Source organism: Methanocaldococcus fervens AG86 (assembly GCF_000023985.1).
In the GTDB taxonomy this organism is placed as follows: domain Archaea; phylum AGJL01; class Methanococci; order Methanococcales; family Methanocaldococcaceae; genus Methanocaldococcus; species Methanocaldococcus fervens.
The window spans coordinates 629,049-644,111 of sequence record NC_013156.1; the positions used below are offsets into that span (position 1 = coordinate 629,049).

Sequence of the window (15,063 nt, forward strand, 5' to 3'; positions counted from 1 at the left end):
ATCCCCTAAAATTTGGTTTTGTAATAATTGTCTAACAATTCTTTCCAATTTTCATCATTAATTAAAGATTTATATAGGTTCAAAACCAAATTTCCATCAAGCTTTTGTTTTTTTGCATAATCCAATAGAACTTTTTTAATATCTATCGATTCAACATCAACCTCTTGAATATCAACAAGTTCATCATCAACTACAACAATCTTATTAACCAAAACCTTTCCACTTATAAAATCTAAAAATGTCTTAAACTCCCTCTTAACCTTACCAAAAACTACTGGCTTAGTTTTACAGTTGTTAATTTTATTTAATGCCTCATTGAAAGTTTTTTGGTCTTTAACGTTCACTTCTACAAAATCTCTGCAATCAACATTAATTTTTTCAATATCACTAATATCCAAATCTCCCCCACTAAAATCAACTAAATAAAATCCTTTACCATCTTTTTTGTAATCTTCGTATTCGTTTCTGTAAATAATTTCTGTTGAACCGCTGTATGCTAAAATCCCATCGTTGAATCTCTCTAAAACTCTATTGTGTACATGCCCAAGTGCGTAGTAAGAAAATTTTGGCAAATCAAAATACTCCAGCTCATAATCAAATGGAAGATATGGATTTATTCCCTGATGGAGCATCAATATACTTTTTTTATAATTTTTACTCTCAGCTTCAAAGCTTTTTAGCCTTTCTAACAATTGTTCCCTCTTACTCCTTACATGATAATACGTCCCACAAATAAATATTTCCTCTCCATCTACATTTATGACATCCTTTCCATTCAAAATTTTAACGTAATCTTTTAATAAAGATAATGGAGATTCTTTTCCTTTTCTTTTAGGCATTTCGTGATTTCCTCCAACAATATAAACTTTTATGTTATTTTCATGCAGTTTTTTGAATGCCTGCATTGCGATCCTTAAAGCTTTTACTGGAGGTCTTAAATCGTTAAACAAATCTCCACTATGCAAAACAACATCGGGCTTTATTTCTAAAATCTTTTTTATACAGGATATAAATGAGTTGTAAATATCCTCCTCTCTATCATCCAAATTATACTGCCTATAGCCAAGATGATTATCAGCTATATGAACAAACTGCATTTCCCCACCTCTATTTTAGAGATAATTATAATATTCAAGCTAAAATTTAAATATGTTAAACTTATATTTTTAGTGGATGGTGATAAGATGAGAGTTATTGGCGTTATAGGTTATAAGGATTCCGGCAAAACTACATTAATTGAAGAAATTTTAAAGCATTCTGATAAAAAAATAGCAGTTATTAAACATTCAAAAGAAGATGTTGAGATAGATAAAGAAGGAACTGACAGCTATAGGTTGTCAAATGCAGGGGCTAATGTAACTGTTTTATCAACCGATAACAAAACTGCATTTTTTACAGGCAGAATGGATTTAGAAAATATTTTGGCGGAGCTATCAGATTATGATGTAGATTTTGTTATAATAGAAGGTTTTAAAGAAGCTTTAAAAAGGTTAAATATCCCCAAAATAGTTATGCTTAGGAATAAAGAGGGTAATGATTTGATTGATGATCACACGGCAATGGTAATAGAAGACTACAACTACAATATCGACGATGTATTAAAAATTATTTATGATAAAGCAGTAGTCCCAACGATGAACCTAAACTGCGGGCATTGTGGCTACAATTGTAAAACGTTTGTTAAAGCAGTTATAAAGGAGGAAGCTAAATGGGATGATTGTGTATTAGCAAAAGGTGTAAAAATAATTGTTGATGGAAAAATAATTCCTGCCGGTTCTTTTGTCTCAAGTATTGTCGGTAATACAATTAAAGCAATGATTGGGTCATTAAAAGGAGTTAATAATCCAAAAACCATTAAAGTGGAGATTGATGTTTCCAAGCTAAATAAATAAAGCCTAAATTTTTTAGTTTTATTTATTTTTTATTTTTAAATATTTCTAAATTTTTAACATCTTTAATTATCTTTTTTTAAATTATATAAACAATTTTATATAAAAGAGGAAACATATTTCCTATGTGGTGGTAATATGGAAAAAGTTATAGAAAAGATAACAAATTTTATTAAAGAAAAAGTTGAGGAAGCAAAAGCTAACGGTGTTGTTATTGGATTGAGTGGAGGCATCGATTCTGCGGTTACTGCATATCTATGCGTTAAAGCACTTGGAAAGTATAGGGTTTTAGGCATAATAATGCCAGAGAAAAACACGAATCCTAAAGATGTCGAGCATGCAAAGATGGTTGCTGAAAATTTAGGGATAAAGTATACTATCTCAGATATAACAGACATTTTAAAGGCATTTGGGGCTGGGGGCTATGTCCCAACGAGAGAGTTTGATAAAATAGCTGATGGAAATTTAAAAGCAAGAATTAGGATGTGCATCCTCTATTATTTTGCAAACAAATACAATTTATTAGTTGCAGGAACTTCCAATAAATCTGAAATCTATGTGGGCTATGGAACAAAATATGGGGATACTGCCTGTGATATAAGACCTATAGGTAATTTGTTTAAAACAGAGGTCAGAGAGCTTGCAAAATACCTTGGAGTTCCAAAAGAAATTATTAATAAGCCTCCATCAGCTGGGCTTTGGGAAGGGCAAACTGATGAAGAAGAACTCGGCATTAAATATGAAACCTTAGATAAGATATTGAAATTATATGAGGAAGGAAAATCTAAAGAGGAAATATCTAAAGAGCTAAATATTTCAGTAGATGTTGTCGAGCATGTATTTAATTTGATTAAAAAGAATGAGCATAAAAGAACTCTTCCCCCAACACCAGAGATTTAAAAATATTTTAATTTTTAATTTTAGAGAAATTTATATTAAGAAAAATGTAAAAAATTATGCTAAATTCTCAATAGTGTTGTGGTGGAATATTATGTTAGAAACAGAAATTTGTGGAATAAAGTTTAAAAACCCAGTTTTTTTGGCTAGCGGGATAATGGGAGAAACAGGAAGTGCATTAAAAAGAATTGCTAAAGGAGGAGCAGGGGCTGTAACAACAAAATCAATTGGATTAAATCCAAATCCAGGGCACAGGAATCCTACAATTGTGGAGGTTTATGGAGGATTCTTAAATGCTATGGGCTTACCAAATCCAGGAATTGATGAGTATTTGGAAGAAATAAAGGAAGTTAGAGCTGAGCTTAATAGGATGAATGTAAAAATTATTGGTTCAGTTTATGGAAAGAATGAAGAAGAATTTGCTGAAGTTGCTAAAAGAATGGAAAAATATGTTGATATTATTGAATTAAATATCTCCTGCCCGCATGCTAAGGGATATGGAGCAACGATTGGGCAGAATCCTGAGCTATCATATAGCGTTTGTAAGGCTGTTAAAAAATCTGTTAAAGTTCCAGTTTTTGCCAAATTAACCCCAAACGTTACAGACATTATTGAGATAGCTCAGGCAGTTGTAGATGCTGGAGTTGATGGTCTTGTAGCTATAAATACAGTCAGAGGGATGGCAATAGATATTAAAGCAAAAAAGCCGATTTTAGGAAATAAATTTGGGGGTTTGAGTGGAAAGGCTATAAAACCAATAGGGATAAAAGTTGTTTGGGATTTGTATGAGAACTTTGATGTGCCAATTATTGGCGTTGGAGGAATTATGAATGGAGAAGATGCAATTGAATACATGATGGCTGGAGCTTCAGCTGTTCAAATAGGTAGTGGAGTTTATTATAGAGGATACGACATATTTAAAAAAGTTTGTGATGAAATAATAGATTTTTTAAAAGAAGAAAATTTAACGTTAAAGGAAATTGTTGGAATTGCACATGAATAAATTATTTATTATTTATTCTTCTTTTTCTTCAAATTCTTCTATACATTCATCACATAAGTATCTTCCTTGATATAACCTAACTTTTCCTTGGTATCCACAGCTTTCACATATTCCGTCAATATACTCCTCTGTAAACTCATCAGTTCCTAATGGAATAGGCTTTTCTTCTTCAGGTTTTATTGATGCATACTCTGCAACTATCTCCAACAACTCTGGAGAAACTTTAACTATATCACTCTGTGTAATTATCCCCACTAATTCTCCATCTTTTACAACCGGCAATCTTTTAATTCCATGAGTTGCCATTATCTTAGCAGCCTCAGTAAGTGAAGCATTTTGCGGGATTGTAACTATTTTTTTACTCATCACTTCTTCAGCCAACACATCTTTTGGTTTTAAATTTTTTGAAACAACCCTCTTTACAATATCCCTTTCTGTTAAAATACCAACTGGTTTGTTATTTTCTACAATAACAACTGCTCCTATGTTGTTCTCTGTCATTATATTAGCTATATCGTAGATTGTCATATCTTTTGTAGCTGTAATTACAGGAAAGCTCATAACTTCTGAAACCGGTATATCGTATGCGATTTTCATAATATCCACCAATAAGTAATTTTAACAAATAACTCAATAATCATGATTGTTTATATACTTTATTATATTGTTCTAAAATTTCTTTATGAACATCTTTTATTGACTTATTTGTTGTATCAATAACTATAAAGTTGTATTTTTCAGCTAACTCCAAATATTTATCCTGCACTTTCATTAAAAAATCTTTCTTTTCAAATATATCTTTTGTTTTAACCCTTTTTAAAGCTACCTCAATATCGACAATTAGCAGAAAAACTATATCTGGCTTTAAGGCATATTTATTTATTGAGTTTATAAAATCTTCATCAACTCCTGCAACGCTTTGATATGCTATTGATGAATATAAATACCTATCACAAACAACGTCCTTTTCTTTTAGCTTTTCTTTAATCAATTTTGTATGCTCCACCCTATCAGCCGCAAATAATAAAGCTAAGGTTTTATCATCTACTTTTATATTTCCAGATAGTATTTCCCTTATAAATTTCCCTACATCACTGTTCGACGGTTCATAAGTCCAAAAAGCTTTTATTTTTTCAGCTAAAAGCTTTGATTGTGTAGTTTTACCACTACCATCAATACCTTCAAACACAATAAACATTACTACCACCTAAGAATTATAAAACTTATAAAGCTTATAAAAATTTCTATTAAATTTATAAAAAGCAGATAAAAAGGTGATTGTTTGTTTGACGTAGAAACTGGAAAAGTTATAGAAGCGATTGAAAAATTAGGTAAAAAGAATCCAAAAGTCATTTTTCAAGCTCCAGAAGGATTAAAATTATCTGTTGAAAAAGAAATTGAAAAAATTAAAGAATATTTTAAACAAAAAGGAAGGGATGTTGAGCTATATTTATGGGGAAATACCTGCTTTGGAGCGTGTGATTTGATAGACAACCATGTGAAAAATTTGGATGTTGATTTAATTATACACTATGGCCACGAAAAACTTAGCTATGCAAACCCGGAAATTAAAACCCTCTTTATCCCAGCTTATCATATATTTGAAAAAGATGAAAAGGAAAAAATTTTAAACGATATAAAAAATTTTATAGAAAAACAGAAAAGTGAAGGAAAAAAAGTGGCTATAGCAACAACAGTTCAATATAAAAAACTTCTAAGAGATTTCAATCCAAGCATAATTTTAGGTTGTAGAGGAGAGGTTGAAGAAGGGGATGTTATATTATTTGTTGGAACTGGGAGATTCCATCCTTTAATGATTGCTTACAAATACCAAAAAGAGGTTTTCATCTACAATCCAGTTTCTAAATGCTTTGATAAAATATCTGAAGATGAAATTAACAAGTTTATAAAGAAGAGGATTTCAGCAATATCGAAATTGATGTTAAATAAGCCAGAGAAGGTTGGTGTAGTTTTATCAACAAAAAAGGGACAGTGCAGGAAAAAGGTTTTCAATGAGATTATAAAGTTGTTAGAGGAAAATAATATCAACTATATCACAGTAGTTGTTGATAACATCTCACCAGAAATGTTATTCTATGACGTTGATTGTTATATAATAGTTGCATGTCCAAGGATTGTGTTGGATGACTACATACTATACAAAAAACCAATTTACACTCCAGAGGAATTTAAGCTCTTCCTAAAAAATAGTTTTGAATATAAATTTGATGAAATTAAAGAGGATGATTTTTAACAGCATATTAATCTAAGAGACATTATGAGGGGCTTTTAGCCCTCCTTAATGCATCAGTTTTGATGAAACTTTTACTAAAAGGTTCTAACAGAATGTTCTATTTGTTGCAGGTATGCAGAGGGTTTCATTACAATGTGGGCAGGTTATGGTAACTTTACCATTTTCATAATATGCCTTAAACGGCTTTTTACAGTAAGGGCAGAAGTAAATCCTTCCACCAGTTTCTTTGCACTCTCCAACTTCTCCAACTGTTGGATATCTTTCAAAAGTAACATCGCTCTCTTTATTTTGATATTTGAAAAATTTTTCAACCATCTTCAAGTAAATATTAACTGCATCTTCATTTACACAGTCTTTTCCACAGTAAGGACAGCTATACATGGAATCACCCATAAAGTTATTTACTGCTATTCATAATATTATTAATATCGTTTTGTAAACATGGTATAAATATGTTCCGTTTCGTTTGGCAGTGTTTGTTAATTATTTCTAATTAACAATGTTGGTGAAATTATGTGGAAAAAGTTAGAAAGCTTAACAAGTAAAATTTACGAAAAAGCAAGAAAAAGAAAGGGAGAACATAGGATTGCATTGTTAATTGATGGTCCAAACATGCTTAGGAAAGAATTTAATATTGATTTAGATAAAATTAGGGAAGTTTTAAGTGAATTCGGCGATATCGTTATCGGTAGAGTTTATTTAAATCAATATGCATCAGATAAGTTAATAGAGGCTGTTATAAACCAAGGTTTTGAGCCAAAGATATCTGCAGGAGACGTTGATGTTGAAATGGCAGTTGATGCAACAGAACTTGTATTTAATCCAAATATAGACACTATAGCTTATGTAACACGAGATGCTGATTTTCTCCCAGCGATTAGGAAGGCAAAAGAAAGAGGAAAAAAAGTTATAGTCATTGGGGCTGAGCCAGGATTTTCCACAGCATTACAAAATATTGCAGATTACGTTATCAAAATTGGAGAAGAATTCCAATTAGACAAAGAAAAATTAGAGAAAAAGAAGAAAACTAAATTTTCAAAAGTTGAAGAAAGTAAAGAAAATAAGGAAACCACCGAAGAAAAAGGAGAAAAAGATGAATAATTCTATTTTATTATTTTATTCCAAATATTTTTCTTAAGACGGTTGATGTTGCAAATGAGCAGAGAATATACCAACCTAACCATCCTAAAGCAGTGTTGGAAACTATTTTAAAACCTCCCTTGTAAAATATTGAGCCAAGCCAGTGCCAGAAATTAATGAATAGAATTTTTGATAGTATTGTTGGTAGATATACAACAACCCCATTCCAATCTGGATTTAGAGCATGATAAATCCCATCAAATCCATAGACGTGCCTTAAGTAAATGAATATCAAAATTATTGGAACCCAAGTATATATCATCGGTTTAAAGCTCATTTTCATCAATTCAGCGTTAAGTCGCATAATTCTCTGCTGCTCTTCTTGGAGCTTCTCCAACATCTCAGGATTTTTGGACATCTTTTTAAATTTAACTTGGAATTCTTGAATCTCCCTTTTTAACTCTGCAACCCTTTCCTGATTAACTAAAAGCTTTGTAGCTATATTTATAATTAGGGAAACAATTATTGCAATAATCAAAATTGCCAAAGCAGGATGCAAAATTTTTATTATTGGCATGAAAATTGCATCTAACGTATTATAAAATATATTTGTTATGGATTCAAACATACATTCACCTTAAGATGATTTATTTAAAAGTGTTAAAAATTATTAAAAAATTTATTTGAGAACTTCAACAAGCTCTTGGACAGCTTTATCTAATAAGAAGTCTCTATTTTTGATAATTTTAACTGTAGCCCCTGTTAAAACCGCATAAGTCATAGCAGCACATCTGTTCATAAATATATGCTCAGCAATATCTCCCGTTGACTCGAAATCTCTTTGCCTTGTCTCATCTTTCAACCTTCTCATCAATATCTCATCATTTTCTGCTTCAACTAATACAATGATATCTGGCTTTAACTCTTCTAAAACCCATGCTGGAAGTCCTGGGAGGTAGCCTTTTGGTGTTTTTATTGTACTGTGTGTGTCAACAACAATGTTTGTTTCCTTAGCCATTTCAGCTATCTTCTTTCCTGCCAATTTTTGTATTCTCTTCTGCTCTTCTGGAGGTAATTTCCTTAATTGATCTCTATGCTCAACCAAACCTTCCTCTTTAGCTATTTCAAACATTACAGTTCCAAAATTAACTATTTTGTATTCAATTCCTTCTTTTTTTAGCTCTTCAATTGCCTTATTTGTAACTGTTGTTGAACCTACTCCTGGAACCCCAACAATTACTACAACCTTGTTTTTCATAATTTCACCTCAAAAAAATTTTAAGATAATGTTTTTACACCCAATGCATTTTTAGATAAAGAATGTTAACAACATCACTTCTTCGAATTTTATTCAATAACTTCACTTATTTAACAATTTTGCTATTGTTGGATGTAGCTCACTTACCTTCTCTCTTAAAAGTTGTTCATACATCCTATATACGATAGAGACTGTCAATAAAACTCCTGTTCCCCCTCCTAAAGCTCCAATGAAATCAGCTGTTGCTGCTAACAACCCTACAAATGCAGAGCTCATAACTGTCAATGGAGGGATATATCTTTTTAGCCTCTGCTCAATTGCCTTTTCACTCTTTCTAAATCCTTTAATTGCCATATTTAATGAGCCAATTCTCTTAGCCATTGTTTTTGGATCTAAACCTGTGGTTTCAACCCAGAATATACCAAATATTATACAGAAGATAATCATTGCTATCATATAAATTATAGCGTGTAATGGGTCTGAAATTACACTTGTTAATCCATAAGGTGTTGATAAATAATATGCAATCCCATCTACAGCCCTTCCTCCTTCGTAATGCCCAAGTATTGGAACCCCAAGCTTATACAAAGCCAAACCCCAAAGTTGTATATTGGCAAATAATGCAGCAGACAATATAACAGGTATGTTTGAAACATAAATGAATTTTATAGGGTATTTTCCTACTGCTCCTCTAATCCTTCCATGTGCTAATGGAATCTCAACTCTTAGACACTCGGCATAAACAACCATTAAGAATACAATGATAGTTCCAAGTATTGGGGCGATATATTCGATATTAGGCATTCCTTGAACTAAGGAGCTTAAAAACTTCCATAAATATCCCTCAGGACCTAAAGCTCCAACAAATATTGTTTGTGAAACACCAGCAGCAATGAACAGTCCAATACCTGAACCAATTCCATATTTTGAGACAATCTCATCCAAATAAATTAAGATTATTGAACCTAAAGCAATCTGTATAATTATCAAAAGTGCTAACAATGGTGTTAAAGCTCCAAATGCTCCAGCTCCAACGAATAAAACTGCTTCAACAAAACACATTATTATAGATAAGAGCTTTTGACAACCTTGAAACAAAGCCCTATTTTCTGGAATTGACAAATCCATTTGAATAATTCCTGCTCCAACCAACAACTGCATGATAATTCCAGCGGTAACTATTGGCCCAATACCCAGTGTAATTAAAGTTCCCATCTTTGATGCCGTAACTGTTTGCCAAAACTCAAATATTGCAGGAATTTGAGCTCCTGCAGTATATATATCAATAGATCCCATAATAAAATACAAAACTAAAACTATTCCTGTCCATTTAAGCTTTTCTTTGAACGATATTTCTTTTACTGGTAATTCTACTTCAGGAATCTTTTCTAATATTGGGATTAGCTTTTTCATAAATTCCTCCAAGCTCCCACCTTTTCAATAAATTTAATAAATTTTATATAAATTGTAACAATTATAGTAGCAAATTGTTAATTAAAATTTTTATAAATTTTTAATAGGCCTGTGGGATGAAAATAATTAAAAACAAAAATCGTATTTAAATATAAAATTACTCGATCTAGTTTAAATTTTAAATTATTCTTTAAATTTTCATTTTCAATATTATTAATTTTCTGAAAAAAAAGAGACACTCCACCCTCATTAAAAAATTTTTCGTATTCAAAAATTAAAAATAAAAAGAAAATTGTCAATAACTTAGAGTTCAACAACCTCTCCACCTACAGCCTCAATCTTCTCTTTTGCCTTTTCTGAAACCTCTATTGCTTTAACAATCATTGGAATTGTAACCTTTCCTTTACCTAAAACTTTTTCATAACCTAATTCAATTACATCAACAACAAACTTATCATTTTCTTTTTCAAATTTGTCTGGGTTTTTCAATACAAGTTCTTCAAGTTCTCCAACGTTTATTGTTTCTAACTGCTTAATTAAGCTTGGGTGTCTCTTGAACCCATATTTTCCAAAGTGGTCTGGCATGTACTTTATAATCCAGGTCCATTTGTGTTTGTGACCTCCAGCTAATCCTCTTCCCCCTCTGTTTCCAGCTCCTCTCCTCTTTTTGTGGCTACCTCCACCACAGGTTCTTGAACCTCTAATTTTTTTAACTTTCTTCTTTTTTCTAATCATAAATTACCACCTTACATCATTTTTTCCAATAATTCGTTAATTTTCTCTCCTCTGTAACCTAAAGCTCCACCAACGCTAAATGGTTTTTTAATTCCTTTTCTTTCAAATCCTTTTCTTGGTGGGTGTAATCTGAATACTGGCTTTAATGGTGTTTCTTTTAATTTAATTTCTCCTTTTATAATCTTTTCTGCTAACTCCTCAACATCCATTCCTGTTAATTCTTTTATGATTTCTTCATTAACTCTCTTGTTTCCTGGCAATCTTCCTCTCTTTAAAATTAATTTAACTAATGTCTCTTTGTTGATTTCTCCATAAGTTACATAATCCTTAACTTTCTGTAACATTCCTTTAAATGTCTCTGTTTCTGGAACTATTACGCAGTGGTTTACTTTATGTAGCCTTAACATTTTTAGTGTGTCTGCTATATCTCTTCTTACTCCTATTCTTCCTCTTACCCTAATGACAGCATAAGCCATATTTATCACCTTATTTAAAAATAAAAGTTTTAAAATAGTTTCTTTGATGAAGAATAGTTAATTTACAATACTCTTCCCTCAACAATTCCTAATTTTTCTTTGTGTTTATCCATAGTTCTTGTAAAGTTCAAGCTCTTTAATGCTTCGAATGTAGCCATTGCAAAGTTGTATGTTGTTCTTGTTTCTCCAAATGTTTTTGTCCAAACATCTTTAATTCCTGCTAAACCTAAAACTGCCTTAGCAACATCCCCAGCAACTAAACCAACTCCTTTTGGAGCTGGCAATATCTCTATTGCAGTACTTCCACACTTTCCATATCCTTTGTATGGGATTGAGTGAGGTGTTCCACAACCACACTCCCAAGAACCGCAACCTCTTCTAACTTTAATGATGTTTTTCTTTGCCTGAGCTATAGCTTTTCTAATTGCAGGCCCTACTTCTTTAGCTTTACCTTTTCCAACACCAACATAACCATTTCTGTTTCCTACAACAACTGTAGCTCTAAATCTTGCTCTTCTTCCTGACTTGTGCATTCTCTGAACTAACTTAACGTCTAAAACTTTCTCCTCTAAATCTGGAAGAAGGGCGTCAACGATCTCTGGCTCCAAAATTGGTAAGTTGTTATCTAATATGTAGTCAATATCAGTTATTTGCCCTTCTTTAACCATTTTTCCAACAGTGGTTTTTGGTTCCCACTCGTCAATGTTGAATCTCATCGTCTCACCTTAGAACATGCTGTCTATCTTTGCCTTTATTTCCTCAAAGTGTTCTGGTAATTTTTCTGGCTCCAATCCTTTTTCTAAGTATTTTGAGAACTGTCTCTTGTATCTTTCTTCATCCTCTTCTTTCAACATTTCAGCGTAAGCTTTTATGTGCTCTCCTCTTATTCTATCCTCGGATGGCAATATCTCTTCTCCATGTGGGATTTGCATTCCAGCATCTAAAGCTCCTTTTAATATTGCAAATACAGCAGCTCCTTTTGTAGCTCTATGCAATCCAATATCTAAAACTGCCTCATTATAGCCCTTAGCTAAGGCTTTCTTACCTAATAAATAACCTGTTAAGTATGCTGATGGCAAGTTTCCGGTGTGCCCTTTGTATCCTAACTTAACTAACTCTCTTGAGTGAGCTGAAACTACTGTCCTATCTCCTTTCTCATCATACAAGACAATTTGAGCAATACAGTGGTTTAATGATTTTCTTGCGACTAATCTTGGTTTCCTTGATAATAATAATCTCAATCTTTTTCTGTAATCAGTTTTTGCTTCTCTTCTTCTTCTAAACTTAACTCTATAAGTTGGACCTGTTGCCATGATTCCTCACCTTCCTACCAAAAATTGTTTTATTGTTTTAAAAGGTCGTGTTCCTTCATGTATAAGAAGAGGTGACCTCTACTTCTGAATGCTCCTCCTTTTGCCATTCTGTAAAGTTTTCTGTAAACTTTTCTATCGATTTTTCCAGTATCTCTTAATTGTTTGAGTGTTTTTCTTAAAGCTCTAATTGTAGCCATCCATCTCTCTTTTTGTGGGGTTCTTGCCCCAGCAGCCCCTCTTCTTGAACCTGGTCCTCTCCTTCTACCTTTTTTCCTTTGTTCTTTCAACTTTTTAACTCTCGCACTGCTAATTCCTTTTTTCTGCTTCTTCTTAATAACTCCTTCTTTAATTAAAGCTCTTATGTCATCTTTTGACATGGCCATTTTTACTCTTTCTAATTGTGTTGGGTCAATCCATACCCTCTCTATACCGCATTTTAATATTTCAGCCGCCATTCTCCTTTGGACAGATATATTCATAACTATCACCTATAACAAAGGCAAATTGTCTTTAAAAATAATTATTCATTTTTTTTCAGCTAATTTTAATAATTCTTCTTGTTTTTCTTCTGAGATATTTAAGATTTTTATTCCTAACTCTTTTGCTCTTTTGATAATTTCAATTTTCTTTCTTTTACCAACTGTTGAAGCTATTCTTGCTCCCTGTGTTTCTGGATTTAATTTTTCTAAATCTTTTACATTGTAAACTAAAACATCCTCTAATCCGCTTGGGTGTAACCCTCTTACAGCTTTAGGGCCTCTGTAACCAACTTCAACAACAGGTGGTTTTTCTTTCCACTTTAATCTCATCTTACTGTGTCTTCCTTTAGGTCTTCTCCATTTTTCTCCTAATCTTTTATGCCTGTGAGCTTCTTGCCTTATAAAGTCAGGCTTTTTTGTTTTTAATTTAAATCTTAATCTTAACAACCTGTTCATCACAACCCCCTCTTACTTAAATTTTTGTTTAGATAGCTTTTCCAGCTTTCTCTACAATGTAAATTCCATCCTGGAAGACCCTTGGATCTCTTCCTTTAATTCTTGTAGCCTGCTCAATGTTAGCAGCTGTTTGCCCTACTTTTTCCTTATCAATTCCGGTAACTATAACGTCCTCTCCGCTAATCTTAACTGTAACTCCTTCCATAATTCTTGCTCTTCTTGGGTGTTTTTCCCCTAAGAAGTTTTCAATAATAACTTCATTACCTTTAACGCTAACTTTCATTGGGAAGTGTGCATATCTAATCTTTAACTTGTATGTAAATCCTTCAGTAACTCCTTTAATCATGTTGTTTATATGAGCCCTTATAGTTCCAACCATTGCTTTATCCTTTCTCCTTGGATATTCACAGAAGATGACTATTTCATCCCCTTCTTTTTTAATTACAATTTTTGGATGCTCAAATTTTCTTCTCAATTCTTTTCCTCCACTTCTTACAACAACTTCGTTGTTGTTTATCTCAACCTGAACGTTTTCAGGTATTTTTATTCTCTCCTCAATATAGGCGGCAACTGGCATAAACTCACCTCAAAATTTAAATTTAATTTAGAACGTGTTTAATATACGTAAGCTAATAACCTTCCTCCTAATCCTCTTTTCTTCGCTTCTTCGTGGCTCATAACTCCCTGTGTTGTTGAAACAATTAATATACCAAAGTCTCTTGCTGGTAAGTATCTTTTCTCAAATTTTTCGTATCCAAATTTCTTAACTGGAAATCTTGGTTTTATAGCTCCACACTTGTTTATTTTCCCTACCAACTCAACTTTAAATATTCCAGCTCTACCGTCTTCTATAAATTCAAACTCTCCTATGTAGCCGTTATCCTGCATAACTTTTAAAACCCTTCCAATTAATTTAGACGCTGGTTTTATATAGACTACCTTTTTACCCACTCTCTCACAGTTAGAGATATGGTTTAATGCATTTGCTAGTGGGTCCATTAAACTCATGTTTTCCCTCCATTAAGAATTTTTAATTTAGAGCTTGAGTGTTTTGGTTTAATCTAATTTTTTAAATCCTAATTTGTAAGCTATTTCTCTAAAACACTGTCTGCAGAGGTTTAATCCATACTTCCTAATTAATCCTGGACCTACGTGCCCACATCTTTGGCAAGGTCTAATTCCATAACCATATTTCTTTTTCCATGGTTTTTTTGCCATTTACATCACCTTTTTATTGTGTTTCTTCTTCCTCCTCTAATAATCTCTCAACTTTAACTCCAAATGTTTTTTCTATAAATTCAATAGCCTCTTCTCTTGTTAATCTATGTCTTCTTGGAATCTTAGCTCTACATCTCTTTCTTCTCTTAACTCTAAATCCTGGTCTTTCTAAAGTGACACAAACGTCCATACCATAAACTCCAATCATTGGGTCGTATTTTTGTCCAGGGAAGTCTATGTGCTCATGAATACCAAATGAGAAGTTTCCATAATCATCAAATGAGTAATCATACAATTTCTTACCTTCTTTTTGGAAAGCTTCAAATGCATTCTTTAAAAATTCTTCTGCCCTCTTCCCTCTTAATGTAACTTTTAATCCAATTGGTAATTTCTTCCTAATTCCAAATGATGGGTTTGTTTGTTTAGCTCTTGTTCTTATTGGTTTTTGTCCTGTTAATTCTTCCATGACTTGAGCTCCTTTTGTTAATCTATCTCCACTCTCACCTACTCCAAAATTAACAACAACTTTTTCAATTCTTGGTTTTAACATCGGATTCTTTTGCCATAATTCCTCAAAGCTCATGTTTCTCCC

General features: G+C 32.4%; 22 protein-coding genes. 5 read left to right on the plus strand and 17 right to left on the minus strand.

The genetic code is table 11. From position 1 onward, the window contains the following. Nucleotides 1–5 precede the first annotated feature (5 nt). Nucleotides 6–1,097, minus strand: a complete 1,092-nt coding sequence (locus MEFER_RS03330) for a DNA repair exonuclease (protein ID WP_015791218.1) — start codon at nucleotides 1,095–1,097, stop codon at nucleotides 6–8. A gap of 87 nt (nucleotides 1,098–1,184) precedes the next feature. Here MEFER_RS03330 and mobB point away from each other — a divergent pair, with 87 nt between their 5' ends. From mobB to MEFER_RS03345, 3 genes are all read left to right on the plus strand, one after another. Next, entirely contained in the window at nucleotides 1,185–1,892 is a 708-nt protein-coding gene (mobB, locus tag MEFER_RS03335; protein ID WP_015791219.1) for a molybdopterin-guanine dinucleotide biosynthesis protein B, read from the plus strand. Nucleotides 1,893–2,027: 135 nt separating this feature from the next. After that, a complete protein-coding gene (locus tag MEFER_RS03340) occupies nucleotides 2,028–2,789 on the plus strand; it encodes an NAD+ synthase (RefSeq protein WP_015791220.1) in 762 nt (253 codons plus the stop codon). 91 nt (nucleotides 2,790–2,880) lie between these two features. Further along, entirely contained in the window at nucleotides 2,881–3,789 is a 909-nt protein-coding gene (locus MEFER_RS03345; protein ID WP_015791221.1) for a dihydroorotate dehydrogenase, read from the plus strand. 12 nt (nucleotides 3,790–3,801) lie between these two features. Here MEFER_RS03345 and MEFER_RS03350 read toward each other — a convergent pair whose 3' ends face one another. Both MEFER_RS03350 and tmk read right to left on the minus strand, forming a co-directional pair. Further along, nucleotides 3,802–4,386: a CBS domain-containing protein gene (locus MEFER_RS03350; protein WP_015791222.1), complete on the minus strand. Its 585-nt coding sequence runs from the start codon at nucleotides 4,384–4,386 to the stop codon at nucleotides 3,802–3,804. 40 nt (nucleotides 4,387–4,426) lie between these two features. After that, entirely contained in the window at nucleotides 4,427–4,987 is a 561-nt protein-coding gene (gene tmk, locus MEFER_RS03355) for a dTMP kinase (RefSeq protein ID WP_015791223.1), read from the minus strand. 84 nt (nucleotides 4,988–5,071) lie between these two features. Here tmk and dph2 point away from each other — a divergent pair, with 84 nt between their 5' ends. Further along, on the plus strand, nucleotides 5,072–6,043 hold the full coding sequence (gene dph2, locus MEFER_RS03360) for a diphthamide biosynthesis enzyme Dph2 (RefSeq protein ID WP_015791224.1): 972 nt from the start codon (nucleotides 5,072–5,074) through the stop codon (nucleotides 6,041–6,043). Between the two features lie 84 nt (nucleotides 6,044–6,127). On the opposite strand, the gene MEFER_RS03365 is transcribed toward dph2, so the two are convergent. Then, nucleotides 6,128–6,424: a hypothetical protein gene (locus MEFER_RS03365; protein ID WP_048056313.1), complete on the minus strand. Its 297-nt coding sequence runs from the start codon at nucleotides 6,422–6,424 to the stop codon at nucleotides 6,128–6,130. A gap of 132 nt (nucleotides 6,425–6,556) precedes the next feature. Between MEFER_RS03365 and MEFER_RS03370 the strand changes: the two genes are divergently transcribed. Continuing rightward, on the plus strand, nucleotides 6,557–7,144 hold the full coding sequence (locus MEFER_RS03370; protein ID WP_015791226.1) for a TIGR00288 family NYN domain-containing protein: 588 nt from the start codon (nucleotides 6,557–6,559) through the stop codon (nucleotides 7,142–7,144). Nucleotides 7,145–7,154: 10 nt separating this feature from the next. Here the strand turns inward: MEFER_RS03370 and MEFER_RS03375 are convergent, their stop codons facing one another. The 13 genes from MEFER_RS03375 to MEFER_RS03440 form a co-directional block, all read right to left on the minus strand. Then, entirely contained in the window at nucleotides 7,155–7,751 is a 597-nt protein-coding gene (locus MEFER_RS03375) for an EMC3/TMCO1 family protein (protein ID WP_015791227.1), read from the minus strand. A 51-nt stretch (nucleotides 7,752–7,802) separates the two neighbouring features. Continuing rightward, a complete protein-coding gene (locus MEFER_RS03380; RefSeq protein WP_015791228.1) occupies nucleotides 7,803–8,381 on the minus strand; it encodes an adenylate kinase in 579 nt (192 codons plus the stop codon). 102 nt (nucleotides 8,382–8,483) lie between these two features. After that, nucleotides 8,484–9,794 (minus strand): preprotein translocase subunit SecY, encoded by a 1,311-nt coding sequence (secY, locus tag MEFER_RS03385; RefSeq protein ID WP_015791229.1) that lies wholly within the window; start codon nucleotides 9,792–9,794, stop codon nucleotides 8,484–8,486. A gap of 303 nt (nucleotides 9,795–10,097) precedes the next feature. Continuing rightward, nucleotides 10,098–10,529, minus strand: coding sequence for an uL15 family ribosomal protein (locus MEFER_RS03395; RefSeq protein WP_015791230.1), 432 nt, complete (start codon nucleotides 10,527–10,529; stop codon nucleotides 10,098–10,100). A gap of 11 nt (nucleotides 10,530–10,540) precedes the next feature. Further along, on the minus strand, nucleotides 10,541–11,005 hold the full coding sequence (gene rpmD / locus MEFER_RS03400) for a 50S ribosomal protein L30 (RefSeq protein WP_015791231.1): 465 nt from the start codon (nucleotides 11,003–11,005) through the stop codon (nucleotides 10,541–10,543). Between the two features lie 62 nt (nucleotides 11,006–11,067). Continuing rightward, nucleotides 11,068–11,721: a 30S ribosomal protein S5 gene (gene rpsE, locus MEFER_RS08335; protein WP_015791232.1), complete on the minus strand. Its 654-nt coding sequence runs from the start codon at nucleotides 11,719–11,721 to the stop codon at nucleotides 11,068–11,070. Between the two features lie 9 nt (nucleotides 11,722–11,730). After that, nucleotides 11,731–12,318 carry a 50S ribosomal protein L18 gene (locus MEFER_RS08340; protein ID WP_015791233.1) on the minus strand — a complete coding sequence of 196 codons (588 nt, stop codon included), beginning with the start codon at nucleotides 12,316–12,318 and terminating at the stop codon, nucleotides 11,731–11,733. 29 nt (nucleotides 12,319–12,347) lie between these two features. Further along, nucleotides 12,348–12,797: a 50S ribosomal protein L19e gene (locus MEFER_RS03415; RefSeq protein WP_015791234.1), complete on the minus strand. Its 450-nt coding sequence runs from the start codon at nucleotides 12,795–12,797 to the stop codon at nucleotides 12,348–12,350. 45 nt (nucleotides 12,798–12,842) lie between these two features. Continuing rightward, entirely contained in the window at nucleotides 12,843–13,253 is a 411-nt protein-coding gene (locus MEFER_RS03420) for a 50S ribosomal protein L32e (RefSeq protein WP_015791235.1), read from the minus strand. A 28-nt stretch (nucleotides 13,254–13,281) separates the two neighbouring features. Next, complete coding sequence (locus MEFER_RS03425; RefSeq protein WP_015791236.1) at nucleotides 13,282–13,830, minus strand: 50S ribosomal protein L6; 549 nt, start codon at nucleotides 13,828–13,830, stop codon at nucleotides 13,282–13,284. Between the two features lie 38 nt (nucleotides 13,831–13,868). After that, nucleotides 13,869–14,261, minus strand: coding sequence for a 30S ribosomal protein S8 (locus tag MEFER_RS03430; protein WP_015791237.1), 393 nt, complete (start codon nucleotides 14,259–14,261; stop codon nucleotides 13,869–13,871). A gap of 48 nt (nucleotides 14,262–14,309) precedes the next feature. After that, on the minus strand, nucleotides 14,310–14,471 hold the full coding sequence (locus MEFER_RS03435; RefSeq protein ID WP_015791238.1) for a 30S ribosomal protein S14: 162 nt from the start codon (nucleotides 14,469–14,471) through the stop codon (nucleotides 14,310–14,312). Nucleotides 14,472–14,484: 13 nt separating this feature from the next. Further along, nucleotides 14,485–15,054 (minus strand): 50S ribosomal protein L5, encoded by a 570-nt coding sequence (locus MEFER_RS03440; RefSeq protein ID WP_015791239.1) that lies wholly within the window; start codon nucleotides 15,052–15,054, stop codon nucleotides 14,485–14,487. Nucleotides 15,055–15,063 lie beyond the last annotated feature (9 nt).

Coding starts and splice junctions, on each gene's coding strand:
- MEFER_RS03345 (WP_015791221.1), top strand. CDS start 2,881: ATGTTAGAAACAGAAATTTGTGGAATAAAGTTTAAAAACCCAGTTTTT.
- MEFER_RS03395 (WP_015791230.1), bottom strand. CDS start 10,529: ATGATTAGAAAAAAGAAGAAAGTTAAAAAAATTAGAGGTTCAAGAACC.
- MEFER_RS03420 (WP_015791235.1), bottom strand. CDS start 13,253: ATGAACAGGTTGTTAAGATTAAGATTTAAATTAAAAACAAAAAAGCCT.
- rpmD (WP_015791231.1), bottom strand. CDS start 11,005: ATGGCTTATGCTGTCATTAGGGTAAGAGGAAGAATAGGAGTAAGAAGA.
- MEFER_RS03330 (WP_015791218.1), bottom strand. CDS start 1,097: ATGCAGTTTGTTCATATAGCTGATAATCATCTTGGCTATAGGCAGTAT.
- tmk (WP_015791223.1), bottom strand. CDS start 4,987: ATGTTTATTGTGTTTGAAGGTATTGATGGTAGTGGTAAAACTACACAA.
- MEFER_RS03350 (WP_015791222.1), bottom strand. CDS start 4,386: ATGAAAATCGCATACGATATACCGGTTTCAGAAGTTATGAGCTTTCCT.
- MEFER_RS03415 (WP_015791234.1), bottom strand. CDS start 12,797: ATGAATATATCTGTCCAAAGGAGAATGGCGGCTGAAATATTAAAATGC.
- MEFER_RS03375 (WP_015791227.1), bottom strand. CDS start 7,751: ATGTTTGAATCCATAACAAATATATTTTATAATACGTTAGATGCAATT.
- MEFER_RS03440 (WP_015791239.1), bottom strand. CDS start 15,054: ATGAGCTTTGAGGAATTATGGCAAAAGAATCCGATGTTAAAACCAAGA.
- mobB (WP_015791219.1), top strand. CDS start 1,185: ATGAGAGTTATTGGCGTTATAGGTTATAAGGATTCCGGCAAAACTACA.
- MEFER_RS03380 (WP_015791228.1), bottom strand. CDS start 8,381: ATGAAAAACAAGGTTGTAGTAATTGTTGGGGTTCCAGGAGTAGGTTCA.
- MEFER_RS03435 (WP_015791238.1), bottom strand. CDS start 14,471: ATGGCAAAAAAACCATGGAAAAAGAAATATGGTTATGGAATTAGACCT.
- MEFER_RS03370 (WP_015791226.1), top strand. CDS start 6,557: ATGTGGAAAAAGTTAGAAAGCTTAACAAGTAAAATTTACGAAAAAGCA.
- MEFER_RS08340 (WP_015791233.1), bottom strand. CDS start 12,318: ATGGCAACAGGTCCAACTTATAGAGTTAAGTTTAGAAGAAGAAGAGAA.
- MEFER_RS03425 (WP_015791236.1), bottom strand. CDS start 13,830: ATGCCAGTTGCCGCCTATATTGAGGAGAGAATAAAAATACCTGAAAAC.
- rpsE (WP_015791232.1), bottom strand. CDS start 11,721: ATGAGATTCAACATTGACGAGTGGGAACCAAAAACCACTGTTGGAAAA.
- secY (WP_015791229.1), bottom strand. CDS start 9,794: ATGAAAAAGCTAATCCCAATATTAGAAAAGATTCCTGAAGTAGAATTA.
- MEFER_RS03365 (WP_048056313.1), bottom strand. CDS start 6,424: ATGTATAGCTGTCCTTACTGTGGAAAAGACTGTGTAAATGAAGATGCA.
- MEFER_RS03430 (WP_015791237.1), bottom strand. CDS start 14,261: ATGAGTTTAATGGACCCACTAGCAAATGCATTAAACCATATCTCTAAC.
- MEFER_RS03340 (WP_015791220.1), top strand. CDS start 2,028: ATGGAAAAAGTTATAGAAAAGATAACAAATTTTATTAAAGAAAAAGTT.